A 19,717-nucleotide genomic window follows, 5' to 3' on the forward strand; every position below is an offset into this window, starting at 1 on the left:
ATACGATCATTAGTGCCCAACAGTGACAGCACCAAGCTGTCACCTGAACGGGTAACCTGTATATCTGCTGGCGCAATCCCCTCGGCAAACACTATCGCATCGGTTTTATCGCTGCCGGTATCGTAGTTATTAATGTTGTCCTGGCCCCAGCCACGTGCAAAGTGATATTCGTCACTGCCGGCACCGCCATTCAAGGAGTCATTGCCGGTACCACCGTGCAAACGGTCATTACCAGCCTGGCCGTGCAGCGTATCGTTACCGGCACCGCCGTGCAGCACATCGTCTGTGGCATAGCCATACAAGCTATCGTTACCATCGGTACTTTGCATCACCATGACTTTGATCTGATCAACATTCCAGACGGTGCCATCGGCAAAGAGGATCTCTTCCAGCTTATAAGCACCGTCACCATCGCTATCAAAGTAGCCATTCACCGTAATGCGGTCGGCGCTGCCCAGTAATGACAACACCAAACTGTTACCAGAACGGGTGACCTGAATATCTGCCGGTGCAATATCCTCGGCAAACACTATCGCATCGGTTTTATCGCTGCTGGTATCATAGTTGTAAATATTGTCCTGGCCCCAGCCCCGGCTGAATCGGTAGGTATCACTACCCGTACCGCCAGTTAAATAATCACTACCTTTGCCTCCAAGTAGCAAATCGTTGCCATCACCGCCGTAAATACTGTCGCTTCCAGTACCACCGATAAGCACATCTACACCAGCATTACCTTGCAGCGTATTGCCCAAATCGTTGCCACGTACTATCTCAACCCCGCTGTTACTGCCGTTAAACTGGCGTTCACCGGCAATCAGCTCTTTAACGACGCCATTTGTAACCAGCTCCTTCCAACTCTGTTCTGGATCAAGTTCTGCCAATATGCCAGTTTCAAGCTGCGCTATAAAACGGGCTGCATCCCAGCCTTTAGTAAATAACATGGCAGAATATTGAGAAACAAAGTCAAACAGATCGGCCATGCCATCTTGCGGATTTTGCTGCACTAACTCTGTTAGCTTTAATTCCATCGCAGTAAAATCAAGCACTAAGCCATTGGCGGCCATAGTAACGTCTACAGCATCAACTATAGGTTTTAAACGGGTTTGAAATGCCAGACTCAAGTACACTTGTTGTTTTAATTGCTCATAAGCGGTTTCTATAGCCGCTATGGTATTTAACTGATTGGTATGTAACCAACTGCCTTCTTGTACAGGCCGTGTTGGGAAAAAATAGTATGTTGGCGGTGTAGCCACTGCACCGCCGCCACCGCCGCCACCTCCTCCTTCAATTTGGATCATATTGTTGATTCGACGGCCATTAAAGGCTTCTAATATGCTGTATTTTCCCGAAATCTCGCCCAATTCCACGGTGTAGCGAACATCTGAATTGTTACGCCAGTTGGTTTGATACAAGGTACTGGTTTGCGACCCCAAGTGCCATTGCCATAATAGTGCATCCAGAGCAGCCAGTTGCTCATTGCGTGTAGTCCCTGCCGCGAGTTGTTCAACGAGCTCTGCTAACTCATCATTTAAAGTAGCCGCTTCACGCAAACTACGCAGACCGCCAGAGCCGCTAAAATCAGGCAGCGTCTCGGTTCGTTCGGTTAAAGGAATAGTATCGGTGAAACTATTTCTGAAATTATTAGCAGCAAAAAATAATGAACTTACTTCACCCCTATGGCCATCAGCCCACTCAAATGTCGATACAGAGTCAATTCTGTTACCATTTTGAGTATTGCCTGTTCTTTGGTTATCTAAATTAATAGAGGTAATACCCAAATCTGTCAGGCTAAACAGCTCATGTTCCTGACTCACACCATCTTGATTTAAATCGCGCCAAATCTGTAACTTTTCAAAAATTGCATCATTATGATCGATAACGCCATCAGCCCTGTTGTTGAGATCATTTTCATTGCGGTCGTAGTAGCGCAACGCTTCAAAACCATCACGGGCATTTCTTTCATGCATAGAACCAACATAAAGACGATGATTATCGCCGAATAACTCTCGTCCGCTGTTGATTACACCATCACTATTTATATCCCAAACCAGCAAGCCATCGTCGGCATTCACCCAACCGGAGCCATGTTTAACACCATCACCGTCGTGGTCAAATAAAATACCGGCATCAGTGCCGATGGTTTCAACGCCATCTCCGTCTAAATCAAATACCAAAGGATCACGCGGCGGGTTAATAGCACGATCTATCATATTGAATAGGCTGTTGATGTTATCTGATAAGCTTCCCGGAGCATCAAAACCAAACAACGATTGCAGCTTGGATAGGCTGTTCGAAAAGTTTAGCAACTTGTCTAAAATCAACGATTCAAAGGAACCTGGGGTTGTATCCGGAACAGGACTTGAGATCATCCAGTTGTAAATACCTTCAGCTAAATTGCCAGCCCAATTTATTCCGTCGTTTAGCCCTTCTGAAAAGCTATGTAATGTATCAGCAATTTTTACTGATAAATCAGAAGCATAATCTTGAAAGTTATCAGCGTAACTCGAAAAGCTATCTACGACAGAATTAAATGCCTGTATTGATTCGATATGAGCTTGATATTGGGTTGGCGTAAAGAAATTTTGAAAGTTGTTCACGCCCCCTGCTTGCAGTATCTTATTGACCACTGTTGCGCAGTTATCACCTAAAATTGAATGATGAAGATTTGGGCTATCGACAAGAAAGTAGGGCGGTGGGGAGTTTTTAAGCGAGTCTCCCATTAACTTCATACCATCATACATTTCTTGTGTAATACGCATCTCCACTCTGTAATCATCACGACCTATTGGTTCACTATAGTCCCGCATTGCGCCTGGACCATAAATCGTATTACCTAAACCATCAGCTGCAGGGCCATAGCTATATTGGAAACTGTTACCATCAGCATCCGTAAGAACAACCCAAACATGATAACCTTCTGAATTTTCGTGAGTTGAACTGTCAACAAAAACAGTTGCTTTATAACCTTCCATAAAACTAATCTCTCCTTCCATTATTATTCAAAACAATTGACCAAATAAAAAATACAAATATAAAAAACGTAAAAATCAAATCACCAACCAATGAATCAGCACCAACTCTTAGTATCATATTATTTCGACCAGGCAAGGGGGCCAAATATATTTTGCAAACTGCAAAACGCGCTCTAACAGCAAGCATGTCAACACCATTACTTTTTCGATGACTTACTGAACACATAGAAAATTCAGTAGGTGAAAAAACTGATTTAATACCTACACCACAACTATCACCATCACACGTAACCCCATCCAACTTGTAATAACTGACTAACGCAGGATGAATACTGAAGACATAAATATCGTCATCAATATTTTTACCATCACCAAAAACGCTAGATTGGTAGAAAACAAAAAAGACAAAACAAAACAATAATAACCCAAAGTAAAATGTAACATAACGCCTATACTTTTCCCCAAAAAATGCAACAGCAGCTGGAGCAAATAAAAAAACCGACCAAAAAAACATAAACCACCTACAAGCCAGTATTAAAAAATTAATTAAAAACTAAGCACTCTACTTGTGCCCAACTCTAATTCACAAACCAGAGAACGCCAAACATAAACATCAAGGAAAATATCAATACTTTTGAAATTATCATTGTTCTTACCCCTTCATCCACCGCTTTAATCACCGGTGATAATAAAAACTCTATAACCCGCCACCGGCCGGTTTCTACTTGCAAGCTAACGAAATATAATGACATAAAACAAAATAGACGTAACATTACTATTTAATTTTGTTATGGCTAAATTAATTTTCATACGACCCCATTTATTAGATTATTTTCTTCCTTTTCTTCTTTTATTAAATCGTCTGTGACTTTAAATTTGTCGACCAAAGCCGCCAGTCGATCAGTAATCAACTGCCAATCCGTTAAGTAATCTTTTGAAAATGAGAATGAGAAATAAATATCGTCGCTATAGTTGTAAAAACCACGACAAGATGGATATGGGACACTACCGTCTGTACTGCAAGAAAAATTCACTCTGTCGTATGCTTCATCCATCGGCATGACATATTGCCTATTTGCCGACAATCCTGGTGTCCAGATCCACAGATCCTGAAATACGTCTGGTTGGCCTCGCTGCCAAAGCTCTTCCCGCGTGGCAAAAGCTCGGCTTCCAACACTTTGTTTACCTCTCTTGCTGATACCAAAATTGACTTTATTACCCCATCCTGTTTGTTCTGAGCTTTCTTTAATAATCGGACTCATATCCGGATAAGCCGCACTCAGGTTTACACCGGCGGCTTTACAGCCTTTTAAGCCATCAACTGACCAGATATAAGAAGGCGGTATGCGAAAGATGTCGTCAGCTACCTGAAATTCAATAACCCCACAAGCACTGTAGTGCTGCGCGGATCGGTTCAGGTAAAACAGCACCACCAGCAGTAAAAACCCCAGTAATAGCAACACACCAATAAAGCCTGCAATAATCAGCGCCCATTTTTTAACAGTGTTTACACTCATCGCTCCCTTACCCCTTCATCCACCGCTTTAATAATCGGTGACAATAAAAACTCTATAATCCGCCGCTGGCCGGTTTTTACTTCTACTGTTACCGCCATACCAGAGCCCAGTGGCACGGTTTTATTACCGGCTTTAATACTGTGCTGTTTAAGCGCCACCTTTAACGGAAACACTAAACCGACACCTTCCATCTCCACCGCATCGGTGGAGATGTCGATAATTTCGCCGTCTATCACGCCGTATTTGGTAAATTCAAAGCTTTCCAGCTTTAACTCTGCGGTTTGCCCGACTTCAACAAAGCCGATGTCTTTGTTGAGCAGCCAGGCTTCGGCAACCAGTTGCTGGTCTAGTGGCACGATGCGCATCAGCTCTTGCGCGGGGGTGACCACGCCGCCGATGGTAGTGAGCACTAATTGCTCGATGGTACCATCTACCGGTGCCAGTAATTGCTGCTGGGCGTTGGTGCTTTGCGCTTTGATTAGCTCTTGTTCCAGTGTGCTGGCATCACGGTGGTATTGGTTTAGCGCATCACTAAGCTGGCGCTGAAACTCAGCTTGCAATACTTGCTGCTGTTGTTTGGCTTCGTTAATAGCGGCAGCCAACTGCTGCAGTTTGGCTTGTTCGATGCTCAGGCTTTCAGCCTGATTAATGCGGTTTAATTCCAGCTCTAAATACTGGCTGCGTGAGGCCAGTGATTTAGCCAGTAATTGCTGCACGCTATCGGCTTGCTCGGTGATCAGCGGTAAGGTTTTCTCAATACGGCCAATATTGAGCTGAGTGGTCGCTACTTCGGCGTCCAGCTTGTCGATTTGCCGCTGTACACTGAGTTGTTTGGCCTGGTATTCCTGCCAGCTGCTGTTTAGTGCCTGCTGTTGTGGTAGTGATAATGCAGTGATAGCTGCGGTGTCAGTTTGGCTTGGTTGTTGTAGCCGCTGCTGTAATAGCTCAGTGCGGGCAATATCCTGCTTAACACTATTCAGCTGCAGTGTTAAGCGCTGTAACTCGGCTTCGGTGATGCTGCCGTCCAGCGTTAGCAACACATCCCCGGCCTGTACTTTTTGCCCCTCACGCACATGAATGTGCTGCACCACGCCGGCATTAAGCGGCTGAATGGTTTTTACTTTGGCGCCCGGCACCAGCTTGCCCTGGGCGCTGGCGGTAATATCAATTTGCCCCCAGCAGGCCCAGGCTATGGCTAACACAAGCAGTACCATAATGGCCCAGAGGATAATGCGGCTATAAGGCGCCGGCGGCGCGGCTTCTATTTCCAGTGCCGCCGGTAAAAAGCTTAACTGCTCGCGGCTTAGACGTTTTGCCAGCGGTAGCTCAATCACATTCGATGCCGCGCTGCGGTTTTCTGCTGTAGCCGCGTTTGGGTTTTGCCTCATGGCCGCTCTCCCTTACCGGCAGCGGCTTGTGGCAATAAGCTGGCCACTTGTACGACTGCAGAGGTTTGGCTGGAGTTAGCCGCCGCTGCTGACCCGCCATGCTGTATTTGCATCAGATAATGGTAAATACCCTGCTGTTTTAGCAGCTCTGTGTGGCTACCCTGCTCGGCAATCTGGCCTTTGTCCATCACAATAATGCGATTACAGTCACGCACCGCCGATAAGCGGTGGGCAATAATAAACACGGTACGCCCAGCGCAGATTTGCGCCATATTGGTTTGGATAATGCGCTCCGACTCGTAGTCCAGCGCACTGGTGGCTTCATCAAAAATCAGGATTTTCGGGTTGGCAATTAACGCGCGGGCAATGGCTAAGCGCTGACGCTGGCCACCGGATAAACTGGCGCCGTGCTCGCCAACCATAGTGTCGTAGCCTTCAGCTAGCTCACAAATAAACTCATGCGCGCCGGCGAGTTTTGCCGCCTGTATTACCTGCTCGATACTGCTGGCCGGGTCGCTAAGCGCAATATTGTCGCGAATACTGCGGTTAAATAAAAAGCTCTCCTGCAGCACCACGCCCACCTGACGGCGTAACCAGGCAGGCTCTACTAACGCCAAATCAATACCATCAATCAGCACCCGGCCACCTTGCGGCACATATAGGCGCTGAATAAGCTTAGTGAGTGTGCTTTTACCTGAGCCGGAGCGGCCAACTATGCCGATACGCTCGCCGGCGCTGATGTCCAGGCTGACGTTATTTAAAATCGGCGCAGAGTCCGGCCGGTAACGAAAACTCACCTGCTGCAGGCTGACCTGGCCCTGCACGGCCGGCAGCGCGGTGCGGTTGGGGTTGTAGCCCGGCTCTGTCGGTGCGTTTAACACATCACCTAAGCGCTCTATCGATACCTTGGCTTGCTGAAAATCCTGCCATAAGTTAACCAAACGCATAATAGGGCCGGACACCCGCTGCGATAACATATTAAAGGCAATAAACTGACCAACGGTTAAGCTGCCTTCAACTACCGCAATAGCACCAAAATACAGCGTTAATAACGACACCACTTTATTAATGTAATTGGCAATGCTGGCGTAAATATTATTGATATGCGAGGCGTCAAACGAGCTGGACACATAATCGGCCAGTTTTTCTTCCCATTTGTTGCGCATTTGCGGCTCGACCGCCAGGGACTTTACTGTTTCTACGCCAGAGACCGACTCGACCAGAAACGAGTGATTCTCTGCACTTTTTTGAAACTTCTGCTCCAGCTTATCGCGTAAGGTTGGTGTTATTAACACCGACAGCAGGATATAACAGGGAATAGAGCCAACGATTATCCAGCTAAGTAGCGGCGCGTAATAAAACATCACCGCAAAAAACACTACACTAAACAGTACATCCAGCACCACGGTCAGCGACGATCCGGTAATAAACTCGCGTACTTTATCCAGCTCTTTTATCCGCGCTACAGTGTCGCCTACCCGCCGTGCAGCAAAGTAGGATATCGGTAACGACAGCATATGCCGGTACAGCTGGCCGCCAAGTTCAACATCCACCCGGTTGGTGGTATGGCTAAACACATAGGTGCGCAGTGCGGTGAGTAACACTTCGAAGGTAATAACAGCAAAAAAGCCGACCGCCAATACATCCAGCGTCGTCATGCCTTTGTGTACCAGCACTTTATCAATCGTGACCTGAAAGAATATTGGTGTGGCTAAGCCCACCAATTGAATAAAAAACGAGGCCATTAATACATCAGCAAATAAATGCCGGTATTTAATCAGCGCCGGAATAAACCAGCGAAAACCAAAGCGGGTCTTATCATCCAGCAAACTGGCGCGTTTGGTTAAATGTAGCAGCTCACCCGTCCACATTGCTGCTAAATTTGTTAACGAAATGCTTTGCGCCTGGCCGGTAGTGACATCCTGAATAAGGGCTTTATTGTCTTTAATCTTTGCCAGAATAAAGTAACTGCCATCATGGTTTTTACCCACCGCCGGCAATAGCAAGGCGTCTAATTTGTCAGGCGTTACGGCAATAAACTTAGCCTTAAAGCCTAAGCTTTTAGCGACCTTAACCAGGTAAATATCATTTAAATCATCAGATTGTGGCGTAAATTCACGCAGTAAACTACTTACTTCAGCAGGGGTTTGCTGCATACGGGCAACAATAGCCAGACACTGCACGCCAACGGCAAATGGCGAATTCTGTGACATAAGTTCCCTTTATCGGCATTGTAAAAAAACGCTGCATATTAATATCTAAATAAAAACAAATAAACACTTTTAGTTACATATATTAAATATTTAATAAAAAGCCCGCTTACGCGGGCTTTAACTTAACAGGACCTTCTGTTATTCATGTTACGGCTGGACGAAATCATCCATCAGGATCAGCCCGACATCGGCCGTTAAACCTGCACCATCACGGGCGATGGCGGTGTAAATGCTATTGGCCTCCAGGGTTAACGCAACCGGGCCAATGGCGGCCATTTTGCTACCCGCCGGGGTTACCGTTACTACATAATCGCCTGCGGCCAGTGGCACATAGCCGGTTTCTGCTTTAAACGGCACATCGGCAAAAGTGGGCGTTGCTGTACTGATATCTTCACTGTCGGTAACATAAATATCGACATTACCGGCCAGCGTTGAACCGTGCACAATACGCACCTGCGCTTCGGTGGCGATGCGACGTGGTTTGTCGGCCAGAACCAGTGGCTCTATAGCAAAGTCGTCAGCGCCATCCAGTGACCCTACGGCCAGCACAGTGTAGAAAGCACCCGGCTCCAGTGTCACATCTTCATCAATTACTGCTGTTTCTGTGCCTGATACCACCACTTTAACGTTGTAGTCGGCAGGTGCCGGGGTGACATAACCGGTAAAATCCGGGAATTCCAGCGCAGTCACCAATCGCTCGGTAAAGTTATCATTTACCACTACATCCACTGCCGGTGCATCAGACACGTTGTGCAATACGCGCAGCGATGCGCTTGCGTTTACATCTAATATCGCCAGTTCACTGCCGTCCTGCCCCACAGCCAGCAGCGATACCGGTGATTCACCGGAATAGGCACTGTCAATCGCTGCCACCACCAGATCAGTACCGGCTGTGTTGAGCGCTAAGGTGCCACTATCAAAAACGACCGTATCAGTGCCAGGTAACGTAATACGTACCTGATACTCGCCCGGGTCGACTTCTACATACTCGGTAGCATCTTTAAACATCAGGGTATCTAGTGGCGCACCCAGCTCTGCATCTGGTGCGGTTACATGAATGTCCACTTCAGGCGCGGTTGAGGCCGCATGCACAACCTGTAAGCGGATTTTGCCATCAGCGACGTCATCAACAGTGCCGGTGACCACTATCGGCTCCAGCGTTTCTTCCGCCACTTTACCCACAGCAAATACGGTGTAACGCACTGCTTCTTCCAGGGCTACGTCTAAGGGGCCAATAACAGTAGCCGTTTCATCGCCAGGCAACAGCGCGTCAACCGCTATGCTATAGGTTGCCGGCGGCAGTGACAGCACGTCAGACGCCTCACCAAACGACAAGCCTTCTATCACGGTATCACCGTTGGCCAGTACATTAACATCAGGCGCGTCAATTGAGGTGTGTACTACCTGAACACTGGCATTGACCACTGTTGGCGGCGGCGGAGGTGGCGGAGGTGACGGCAATGGATCTGAATCATCGTCAAGAAAACAGCCAGTTAAAGACAGCGACAGTACTGCAGGCAAAGCAAAGATTTTTATTCCTTTCATTGTTGTAACCCTTCAGTTATGAATTGCTGAAGTGTTACGCCGTTAACTCAATGGCCGATCAAGCAAACAGCGTGTTAAAAAACGAACAAAAAGCTGCAAAAATTATTCTGATCCCACTGCTCTGCTAGTACGTTAATTACCAGTTAACTCAACGATATGTGCCGGCTTGGGTAAAAATGGCCATAAATACTGTTTACGCCAACCCAGCATAAATTCGGGTAACGGCAATAAGGCTCTGTCATCATCAGACACCCGCCAGCACCAGTTAAGATATTCATTTAGTTGACGTTTTACCGATATAAACTCGGATGGAATCGCATGCGCCGCGCCCGCGGCTTTAATCGCCTTACTCAGTTGATCTACCGTTTCTTTATAACCGACAAAACCATCCGGGTGATAAAACCGCTGCGGACACTGTTGCTGCGGCAGCTCTTTTGCTGTCTGGATCAGCTCTACCAGGGTTTTAGCGTGACGGCGCACTTCCCGCAGTGGCATGCCGGGAATATTCAGTAAGCTCTCGGCTGTGGCCGGCCGGCGCTTTGCCAGTTCGACCAATTGTATATCTTTTAAGATCAGGCCGACTGCCAGATCTTTTTCCATAGCATAGCGCTGGCGCCAGGCTGCCAGCTCGCGCAGTATCGCCAGTTCCCGCGGCGTCAGCTGCCAGCTGTTTTTAATCTCCAGGTACTTAAATGCCAGCGGCAACTGCTGCGCACGGCGCCTTATCAGTTGCTCACCTTCGAGCAATAACAAAGACTGCTGCTGCGCTGTCATTTGCTGCCACAACTTTTCATACAGCGGAAACAAAAAGTGTACATCGTTCGCTGCATAGCGCAGTTGGGTGTCCGACAACGGCCGGGCTAACCAATCTGTACGGGACTCGCTTTTATCCAATACCTCGCCGGTAAGCTGTTCTACCAGCCGGGCATAGCCCATACTACTGCCCCAGCCCAATAGCTCTGCCGCCAGTTGAGTATCAAACAAGGGGGTAATTTGCGTTATGCCAATGGTGGCCAGTGCTTCGATATCCTCGCTACAGGAGTGCAACAACTTCACCACACCGGACGCGGCACAAAGTTGTTGCAGCGGTTGCCAGTCGCTGATCGCCAGCGGGTCAACCAGTGCCAACGTCTGGCCGTCATATAACTGAATTAAGCCAAGCTTGGGGTACAACGTGCTTTGACGAATAAACTCGGTATCCAGTGCCAGTACATTGCTGTTGCGTACCTGCTGACAATATGCTGCCAGCCCCTGATTGTCAGTGATTAACGGGATCATGCGTTACCTGTAAAATACCTTGAAAATAAAAAAACCGGCATCGAGGCCGGCTTTTATCGTGCTGTAACTTAACCGCGAAGCTCTCGGCGTAAAATTTTACCGACATTGGTTTTCGGCAATTCTGTACGGAATTCTACCAGTTTAGGTACTTTATAGCCCGTTAAATGTTGCCGGCAGTGTTGTATCACCTCCTGCTCGGTTAAGCTGGCGTCTTTTTTCACAATAAACAGCTTCACTGCTTCACCGCTGGCCTCGTTAGGCACACCAACAGCCGCTACTTCCAGCACTTTATCGTTCATGGCGACCACTTCTTCTATCTCGTTCGGGTAGACATTAAAGCCTGAGACTAAAATCATGTCTTTTTTCCGATCGACAATATAAAAGAAGCCTTCTTCATCCATACGGGCAATATCGCCGGTGTATAACCAGCCATCTTTTAATACTTTGGCGGTTTCTTCCGGCCGGTTTAAATAGCCCAGCATCACCTGTGGGCCTTTTACCAGCATTTCACCCGGCTCACCCGGTGCCACATCGTTACCTTCCTCGTCAACCAGACGAATATCGGTCGAGGGTGCCGGCAAACCAATGCTGCCGTTAAAGCTGTCTAAATCGTACGGGCTGACGGTTACCAGCGGACAGCATTCGGTTAAACCATAGCCTTCCACTAAGCGGGTACCGGTAATTTTCTGCCAGCGTTCAGCTACCGGCCGTTGCACCGCCATACCACCGCCCAACGACAGCTTTAACGTATTGAAATTTAGCTCAGCAAAACCCGGCGTGTTTAATAAGCCATTGAATAGCGTATTCACACCGGTAATGGCGGTAAACGGAAACTTTGACAGTTCTTTGACAAAGCCTGGCATATCACGCGGATTGGTAATAAGCAGGTTGGTACCACCATATTTAAAGAACGTAAAGAAGTTAGCGGTTAACGCGAAGATATGATAAAGCGGCAGTGCCGTTACCACGTTTTCACCACCTTTAACTAAAAAGCTGTCCAGACAACCGCTGACCTGCTCCAGGTTACCCACCATATTGCGATGCGTTAACATGGCGCCTTTAGACACGCCAGTGGTACCGCCGGTGTACTGTAAGAAAGCGATATCACTGCCCTGCAGTGCTGGTTTGCTATAGGCCTGGGTAGCGCCTTTCTCCAGCACCTGATTAAAGCGGACAAATTTGCGCAGTTTAAATGCGGGTACCAGCTTTTTAATATGCTTAACCACAAAATTGACAATACTGCCTTTTAGCAAGCCGAGGCGGTCGCCCATGGTAGTCAGGATCACATGATCCAGGTTTACCTTGCTCTCAATGGCTGCCAGGGTGTGGGCAAAGTTTTCCACGATAACGATGGCTTTGGCTTTGGCATCGTTTAACTGGTGTTCCAGTTCGCGCGGTGTGTATAACGGATTAACATTCACCACCACGCAACCGGCGCGCAGCACGCCCATTAGCGCTATGGGGTATTGCAGCAGATTAGGCATCATAATGGCAACCGCATCGCCCTTTTTCAGCCCCAGCTCAGTTTGTAAATAAGCGGCAAAGGCGGTGCTTTGCTGGTCTAATTCACGATAGCTGATGCTTTTACCCATATTGATAAAAGCGGTTTTATCCGGATACTGCGCAATGCTTTGCTCAAAAATATCTAATAATGACGGGTAATGATCGGCATTAATTTCTGCGGGTACACCTGACGGGTAACGTTTTAACCAAACTCTATCCACCGCCCTCTCCTCTTGTCTAAGGTTATTATTGTATAGATATAAAACCATTCTTACGCAATCTGTTGCTGCGCTTTAGTACGACAATGGCTTTATTGGAGTTATTACTCTAACGGCCAATCATCCCACAATTGTCTTGTTAACACAATTGCGGCAATCAGAGCGCCGGTTTGACAAACTTTAATGTCATACGGTCACTTTCACCAATCGCCAGATAGTAGGCTTGATCTTGCAACCCCATGGCCAATGTTGGTGGTAAAGCGTACACCCCCTTGGGGTAGTTTTTGGTATCCAGGGGGTTGGCGTTTAATTCACTGCTGGCCACCAGCTGAAACCCTGCCTGCTCCGCTGTCTGGATCACATAAGCCTCATCCAGATAGCCTTCAACCGCAGAGCTGGAAATATCCGACAGCCGCGCAGCCCGGTGTTCTACCATGCCCAGCACGCCACCGGGTTTTAATGCCTGAAAAATACTTTGTAAGGTCGCAAATAAGTGGCCATCTTCATTCCAGATATGGGCATTGCGAAATGTCAGCACCATATCAAACTGGGCGCTTTGCGACGGTAAAAAGGTCGGCGGATCCAATTCAATCAGTGCAGGGCTGCCAAAATAGTCACTATTGGCACTGATCCGCTGTGCCAGCTTATCACTGACCCGGGCCCAGAAAATACTGCGCTCATCTTTTAACGAGCCATCATTATGGCGAAATTGCGCTAGTGTCAGTTGACCGTCAGCTTTTAGAAAAGGTGCCAGTATTTCGGTATACCAACCATGACCAGGCCAGATTTCCAACACCGACATCTGAGGAGTTAAACCAAAAAACTGTAGCGTTTGCACCGGATTACGAAACTGGTTTCGGGCCTTGTGCTGGCTGCTACGCTGCTCACTGTCGGCCAGTTGTTGTAGCTGCACTGTATCATCTGCCGCCGTAACAGTTGCAGATAACAGCAAGCTGCTAAAGGCAGCGCTAAAGATGATTGTCTTTGTTGTAGTTATAATTGACATAGGTTAAACCTTACTGATTACTGACAACACAGTGCCGGTGTTATCCCACTACTGTGCACATTACCTGCTGTTTCGATTGTTCAGTTTTAATTCAGTTCCATCTGCAACTGATTTTTACCGGCGCTAACCATTACAAACCAGCTTTGGCCTGTCAAATTAGCACTTTATCGACATAGGTTTGTTTAAGCACTTGTATAAAGTACACTAGCAAACCAGAACATCAAGCCTATTTGAGGTAAAGCTGTATGCGCCGTCATCTTTTGTCGCTGTCTTTATTGCTAATCCCCGCTATTTCGCTGGCGGCCCCAAAGAATATTATTTATATGATTGGTGATGGTATGGGCCCGTCTTATTTATCAGCCTATCGCTATTTTAATGACGATAACACCACCACTGAGGTAGAAAATACCATTTTTGACCAGCTGTGGCAGGGCATGGCAACCACTTACCCGGATGATGATACCTACGTTACCGACTCCGCCGCTGGCGCCACGGCTTTGGCTACCGGCTTTAAAAGCTACAACGGTGCTATTTCAGTAAACCGGCAGCATATTCCTATTGGTACTATGATGCAGCTGGCAAAAAGCCTCGGTAAAGCTAACGGCATTGTGGCCAGCTCACAAATTAACCATGCCACACCAGCCTCATTTTTAGCCCACAACAAAAGCCGGCGTAATTACGATGCCATTGCCGACATGTATCTGGATTATCGTATTAACGGTAAGCCGGTCGCCGATGTGCTGCTGGGCGGCGGCACCAAATACTTTATTCGCGAAGACAGAAACCTGGTAAATGAATTTAAGCAACTGGGTTATCAATACAGTGACAACTGGCAACAGCTGTCAGCGCTGACTACAGCGCCGGCCATCGCTTTATTAGCCGAAACCGGCTTACCGGCCGTATTAAACTCTGAGCAGGATAGCCAACTGGCCAGGTTAACAACAAAAGCGCTGCAATTGCTAACACCGGCAAAAAAAGGCTTTGTACTGATGGTGGAAGGCAGCCAGATTGACTGGTGTGGCCATGACAACGACATCGCCTGCGCGATGGCCGAGATGGACGATTTTGCCAACGCTATCGCCGTGGCGAAAGCCTACGTTGATAAACACCCTGATACCTTACTGGTGGTCACCGCCGACCATGAAACCGGTGGTCTGTCGTTGGGCGCAGCAGGCGAATATCAGTGGTTACCCGAGGTGATACGCAAGGTAAAAGCCACTGGCCGGCGTATTGCTGAGCAACTGAAACAGGCAGAATCTGACGCCGACGCTTTAACCTTATGGACAGAGCTGACGGCAATCCGATTGACGGATGAAGAGCAGGCCACATTACTTGCAACACGACAACAGGACGAAACCGCACTGCGTAAGCTGTCTAACCAGTTAGTGGCAAAATATTCGTACACCGGCTGGACCAGTGGCGGCCATACTGCGGCTGATGTTGCCGTGCTGGCTTACGGCAAAGACGCGAAAGATTTTGCCGGCTTTCAGGATAATACCCAGATCGCGAAAAAGCTGATGCAGTATATTCAGCAAACTAAGTAAGTTGCTTATTGCGCCGCTATTAATTGGCGGCGCAACTTGGGCGCACTGGTATCCGGATGCAACCAGATATCAAAGAATGCCGCACCAAAAGCAGTATCATCTAACACACCGGTTTCAGTGCCGTTAAAATAAAACTGCACCCGTCCATCATCCAGCAACAACGCCGCTAAGCGATCACCTTCCTTCACATCCTGCCATAGTGTTTGCAACTGTGCCGCCCACTGCTGTTGTTGCTCAGCACTGCTATGGCCGAGCTTTTTCCACTCATCTACCGTAGCGTCGATAAACTGTTGTTTAGTAATGTCACGTTTATAGGTTAACTCCAGCAACACCGGCGCATTTTTCCGGTAATCGCTAAAGGCACCGTCAAGCGTAGCCAAGCGAGCATCGTACAGCTGCCAGAATAAATAGCGGTAAGATCCTTCGCCGACCGTTTTTAGTTCAGGCGTAGCCTGGACTTGAAATGCCATAACAACGGCCAATAACACACTAGCTGGCTTGAACATAAAACCTCCTGCTTTGGCCCAGCGCTATCGCAAACAACGCCCAGGCAATTACCAATACAGTGATTGAAAACAGTGGCGATGGGAATGCTAACACGCCGCCACTGAGCGCTGCGCCGCCACAATAGGATAAAGGCCCGCCACTGGCGCCAAGCAGTGCCGCCAGCCAGGGCCTCGCGAGTACCTTGGCCATAAATTCGACTGCTGCAAGCGCAAAAACGGCCCACAACAGCACAAACCACAGTGGCAACAGGCTACTGCCATTAAAATTCAGCACGTCCACCGCTATCAGTGCGCTATCGAGCAACACCCCAGCAAGTAAGATCAGCAGCACCGCCACCCGCTCTGAGCGGCCTAAGCGCCAGAAACCGTAAAGCCAGTACAGCAACACCGGTAACATGGCGTGCGCCTGCCAATACACCAGAGCGAACCAGCACAGCTCAAAGCCAATTAATGCGCGCCAATTAAAGCCTGGTTCTGTGCTCATTGCTGTTTCATCCGCTGCGCGACTTTATTGCGCAGGTTATACGGCAGCACAGACAACAGCTTTAACATATAACTTAGCCGGCGCGGAAAGCGAATGCGGCTTTTCCCGGCTTGTAAGCCATTCAAAATGCGCTCAGCGGCCTGTTCAACCGTTACCAGAAACGGCATGGCAAAATCATTCTTTTGTGTCAGAGGTGTATCAACAAAGCCCGGCTCAATCAAATGTACGCTAATGCCGCTGTCGGCGATATCCAGGCGCAAACTATCAGCAAAATAACTGACCGCAGCCTTGCTGGCACCATAAGCCTCGGCACGGGTAAAGGGGAAAAAGTGTGCCATTGAACTGACAATCGCCAGCTGAGGGTTAAGTGAGGCTTTAAGCAGCGGCATAAAGTATTTGGTGGCGGCCACCACCGCATGAAAATTAATGGCAAAAGTACGCTGAAAAGCGTCAAGCGCTAAATCTGCGGCATCAACATATTCGCAGGTACCGGCATTTAACAGCAGCAAGTCCAGCACAACACCATCGTCAAGTAATTGCTGTGCAGTGCGCTGCAGCGCTGCGCTATCAGTAAGATCAAGCGGCAGCGCGACGATGCCGGCGCTGCTGGCCAGCTCAGCCAGCTTATCTTTTGATCGCGCCAGCGCATACACCTTCCAGCCATTGGCTGCATAATGCAGCGCCAGCTGACGGCCAATACCAGAACTGGCGCCAGTAATTAAGCAGGTAGAAGTCATAACCGTCTCAAAATAAGTAAGTACTATTAAGACTACGGTAGCGGCAAAGAGTTGGATTTATTCAGGCGTAAAGATCGACGCCCAGCAAGGCTTGTACTTCACTGCGACGCTGCTCGTTAGCCTGGCTTTGATAGGCTTCAATCGCCTGCTGGCTGCGTCTGTCACTGCCGGCGGCAAAATTGCTTTGTTGACGACGTTCATCATCTAAGCGGTTAATCACTTCGGTACTTGCCCGCACACCCCGGCCTGGCGGCAATTCAGTGCGTTGTTCATCACGCTGCTGGGCACGGCGCGGCTCAGCGCCGTTAAGCACGGTACTGATGCTTTGTGTCGCATTTGCAGTGGCATTAATATTCAGCGTCATAGAACAAAACCCAGACCAACATAGCGCTAATTATAGCCAGCGCCGCTAACAAACCAAGCACTTTTACATTTTGGCTAGCCAAACTAATTTGACGTTGCAACCAATATCGCTGCAACTTCAGGTAAGACGGTTATCGCCCAGGCAGTTTTTGCCAAGTTACCTCATCGCGCACATACACTGGTTCAGCCTGCTCTGCAGTAACAAACTTCCCGGCTTGCAACGCAGGTAAAGCCAGCGTCAGCATATCCCGGGCTGACGGATACAAAATATCCGCAGCAATCTTTGCCTGTTGTTTTGCCAGTAACTGCTCAGCATAGGTTTGCCAGCCAGTACCAACCGCATAAACCTCTCCACTTATGTCAAACGCCGTGATATCAGCAGGTTTAACGGCCAGCTCTTCACCGTTAAGCTGCATTAGCCCCTGCTGCAAAGAGAAATGACCAATATAGACTTCAGCCATACGGGCATCAATTGCCGCGATAACCTGAGTTGCGCCATGTAGACGCTGGGCGGCCTGCGCCATCGCCGCCAGGGTCGATACGCCAAACACCGGCACATCGGCCCCAAACGCCAGGCCCTGAGTAACACCTACGCCAATGCGCACACCGGTAAAACTGCCCGGGCCGCGGCCAAACACAATGCCATCGAGCTGATTAAGGCTGATACCCGCCTGGTTTAACAGCTGCTGTACCATCGGCAACACCCGCTTACTGTGCTGCTGCGGGCAAGCTTCGTCCAACGTTAAAATATCTGTGCCAACCTGCAAAGCCACTGAGCAGGCTTCAGTGGAGGTATCTAAGGCAAGTAACTTTGTCATTCACAACAAACCATTTTCTGAAAAGAACTGGATCTTACCGTGAAAGCCAGACAAAAACTATGTACTCACTATTTAGAGTTAAAACCGTTTAAGTCTTGCCTGATATGCCTGCGCCAGTTGCTTAATGTGTTGCTCAGCTTCCTCTGCTGTCGGTCGCTCCCCTGCCGCCATTTTCGCATCCAGCCAATCTTGCACCTCACCGCTAACATTACGGCTGTCTTCCAGACAATATGCAGGATCACTTACCCAAATTTCCGGCGACAAAACACTGACGGATGTCAATGGGTTACAGTAGCTGTAACCGTGATTAGACATATAGCTGTCAATAAAAAAGCCACCGTATAGTATCCGAGCCAGAATAAATGCAATAAGAGAGGTAAATATCAATTTATAACTCAAGTTGTACAACTCTGTAGTCATTTTCTGCAGTTCAACCATAATCAACCCTACCGTTAGTAAAAGTACGGAGGGGATCAAAAAAACTAAAGGGATCAGATTATGAGAACCGACCAGATAAAGTGGCGCCTCATCAATACTAACTAACTGTTTTACCGAGAAAGTTATTTCCAGCAACAAATACACAATAACTGCAGAAAAAATAAATACCAGAAATATTGTAGATAGCCATCCGGATTTTTTTTGTTGGGTGACAATATCAGTATTAATACACGTCATTAAAACACCTTTAAATCAGGAATTGCGAACAGTCTCTTTAGAAAGCTTTCCTTATCGCTGGCATAATCTCTTTGTAGAGCTTTGGCGCTAGCCTTGACTCGTATCAGATCTGCTTCCAATTCTACGAACATTGTCGCAAGTTTATCCGACAATTTAAATTTTCGATCGAACATGTAAACAGCCAATGCCAGCAAAGTCCCAACAGCTACAACCGCCAACATTGGACCTACAGCCATCATAGAGGCTGCACCGACGTATTTTGCAATCGCTGCCCAAGAGACAACAGTAACTACTATGCTATATATCGTATCTGCCGCCACCCCGCCAACAAAATGATGCCAAGTGCGTTGGTCATTCATCAGTTGATCCAGCCCGTGAAAACTAACTGAAACTACTACTGACACTACAAAACCAACTTTGATTGCGTTTACTGCACCTAACTCACCTATCCCCATAGAGACAATTTTAGGGTTAGCGGCTAAATAGCGCGTACCGGTGAGGTGCTTTCTCATCCCAGCATAGCCTTCAAGTATAATATGCTGTTGCCCCTGGAATTGCTGCACCTGATATTTGGCAAAAACATTGCCGCTACGTTTTAAGTCTTTGGCAATAATTGTTAATGCGCGTGCGTCCAGGCCAATGGCAGTGAAACCGGCAATAAACTTAATATTATTTTCGTAGGTTTGCCAAACCCTATCTGCAGCGCTCTTTAACTCAAGTAGGTCAACCAGCCATTGTTGGGCTTGCTTAGAAGTCATACCGCCTTGCTGCTTTATGTTTAATGCCAGCTCAATAAACTCGGCCGAATTCATAACAACGAGCGTAGTATGGTGATTCTCAAGAACATGCGCCAGCTCGGCTTGCCGTTGCGATTTTTTAATCTGCTCTGCTTTGTGATTGGCGTAACTGTGACTGTTAGGGACTCTCATTTGCTATCTTCCTTGATTTAT

At 47.9% G+C, this 19,717-nt stretch carries 17 protein-coding genes; 1 reads left to right on the plus strand and 16 read right to left on the minus strand.

Annotation, left to right across the window (positions count from 1 at the left end):
- The 9 genes from EYB30_RS04925 to EYB30_RS04965 form a co-directional block, all read right to left on the minus strand.
- Positions 1 to 2,972: calcium-binding protein (locus tag EYB30_RS04925; protein WP_166837753.1), on the minus strand; the 2,972-nt coding region annotated here is incomplete at its 3' end.
- Positions 2,973 to 2,976: 4 nt separating this feature from the next.
- Complete coding sequence (locus tag EYB30_RS04930; protein ID WP_166837755.1) at positions 2,977 to 3,486, minus strand: hypothetical protein; 510 nt, start codon at positions 3,484 to 3,486, stop codon at positions 2,977 to 2,979.
- 292 nt (positions 3,487 to 3,778) lie between these two features.
- Entirely contained in the window at positions 3,779 to 4,489 is a 711-nt protein-coding gene (locus EYB30_RS04935) for a hypothetical protein (RefSeq protein WP_166837757.1), read from the minus strand.
- Positions 4,486 to 5,877: an HlyD family type I secretion periplasmic adaptor subunit gene (locus EYB30_RS04940; protein ID WP_166837759.1), complete on the minus strand. Its 1,392-nt coding sequence runs from the start codon at positions 5,875 to 5,877 to the stop codon at positions 4,486 to 4,488. The genes EYB30_RS04935 and EYB30_RS04940 overlap by 4 nt, the downstream gene beginning before the upstream one ends.
- A complete protein-coding gene (locus EYB30_RS04945; protein WP_166837761.1) occupies positions 5,874 to 8,090 on the minus strand; it encodes a type I secretion system permease/ATPase in 2,217 nt (738 codons plus the stop codon). The genes EYB30_RS04940 and EYB30_RS04945 overlap by 4 nt, the downstream gene beginning before the upstream one ends.
- A 147-nt stretch (positions 8,091 to 8,237) precedes the next feature.
- Positions 8,238 to 9,635: a DUF4397 domain-containing protein gene (locus tag EYB30_RS04950; protein ID WP_166837763.1), complete on the minus strand. Its 1,398-nt coding sequence runs from the start codon at positions 9,633 to 9,635 to the stop codon at positions 8,238 to 8,240.
- Between the two features lie 132 nt (positions 9,636 to 9,767).
- Positions 9,768 to 10,913, minus strand: a complete 1,146-nt coding sequence (rnd, locus tag EYB30_RS04955; RefSeq protein WP_166837765.1) for a ribonuclease D — start codon at positions 10,911 to 10,913, stop codon at positions 9,768 to 9,770.
- A gap of 68 nt (positions 10,914 to 10,981) precedes the next feature.
- A complete protein-coding gene (gene fadD / locus EYB30_RS04960; RefSeq protein ID WP_166837767.1) occupies positions 10,982 to 12,637 on the minus strand; it encodes a long-chain-fatty-acid--CoA ligase FadD in 1,656 nt (551 codons plus the stop codon).
- A gap of 154 nt (positions 12,638 to 12,791) precedes the next feature.
- Entirely contained in the window at positions 12,792 to 13,640 is an 849-nt protein-coding gene (locus EYB30_RS04965) for a class I SAM-dependent methyltransferase (RefSeq protein ID WP_241697970.1), read from the minus strand.
- Between the two features lie 245 nt (positions 13,641 to 13,885).
- On the opposite strand from EYB30_RS04965, the gene EYB30_RS04970 reads away from it, so the two are divergent.
- Positions 13,886 to 15,184: an alkaline phosphatase gene (locus EYB30_RS04970; RefSeq protein ID WP_166837769.1), complete on the plus strand. Its 1,299-nt coding sequence runs from the start codon at positions 13,886 to 13,888 to the stop codon at positions 15,182 to 15,184.
- A gap of 5 nt (positions 15,185 to 15,189) precedes the next feature.
- Here the strand turns inward: EYB30_RS04970 and EYB30_RS04975 are convergent, their stop codons facing one another.
- The 7 genes from EYB30_RS04975 to EYB30_RS05005 all read right to left on the minus strand — a co-directional run bounded on the left by EYB30_RS04975 (position 15,190) and on the right by EYB30_RS05005 (position 19,696).
- Entirely contained in the window at positions 15,190 to 15,690 is a 501-nt protein-coding gene (locus EYB30_RS04975) for a chalcone isomerase family protein (protein ID WP_166837771.1), read from the minus strand.
- Positions 15,674 to 16,174, minus strand: a complete 501-nt coding sequence (locus EYB30_RS04980) for a DUF2878 domain-containing protein (RefSeq protein ID WP_166837773.1) — start codon at positions 16,172 to 16,174, stop codon at positions 15,674 to 15,676. Before EYB30_RS04980 ends, EYB30_RS04975 begins: the two co-directional genes overlap by 17 nt.
- Positions 16,171 to 16,911 carry an SDR family NAD(P)-dependent oxidoreductase gene (locus tag EYB30_RS04985; RefSeq protein ID WP_166837775.1) on the minus strand — a complete coding sequence of 247 codons (741 nt, stop codon included), beginning with the start codon at positions 16,909 to 16,911 and terminating at the stop codon, positions 16,171 to 16,173. The genes EYB30_RS04980 and EYB30_RS04985 overlap by 4 nt, the downstream gene beginning before the upstream one ends.
- Positions 16,912 to 16,972: 61 nt before the next feature.
- A complete protein-coding gene (locus EYB30_RS04990; RefSeq protein WP_166837778.1) occupies positions 16,973 to 17,275 on the minus strand; it encodes a hypothetical protein in 303 nt (100 codons plus the stop codon).
- Positions 17,276 to 17,405: 130 nt separating this feature from the next.
- Positions 17,406 to 18,092: a tRNA (adenosine(37)-N6)-threonylcarbamoyltransferase complex dimerization subunit type 1 TsaB gene (gene tsaB / locus EYB30_RS04995; RefSeq protein WP_166837780.1), complete on the minus strand. Its 687-nt coding sequence runs from the start codon at positions 18,090 to 18,092 to the stop codon at positions 17,406 to 17,408.
- Positions 18,093 to 18,170: 78 nt separating this feature from the next.
- Positions 18,171 to 18,767, minus strand: a complete 597-nt coding sequence (locus EYB30_RS05000) for a hypothetical protein (protein WP_166837782.1) — start codon at positions 18,765 to 18,767, stop codon at positions 18,171 to 18,173.
- Entirely contained in the window at positions 18,767 to 19,696 is a 930-nt protein-coding gene (locus EYB30_RS05005) for a hypothetical protein (RefSeq protein WP_166837784.1), read from the minus strand. The genes EYB30_RS05000 and EYB30_RS05005 overlap by 1 nt, the downstream gene beginning before the upstream one ends.
- Positions 19,697 to 19,717 lie beyond the last annotated feature (21 nt).

Source organism: Rheinheimera pleomorphica (genome assembly GCF_011634895.1).
Lineage (GTDB): Bacteria > Pseudomonadota > Gammaproteobacteria > Enterobacterales > Alteromonadaceae > Alishewanella > Alishewanella pleomorphica.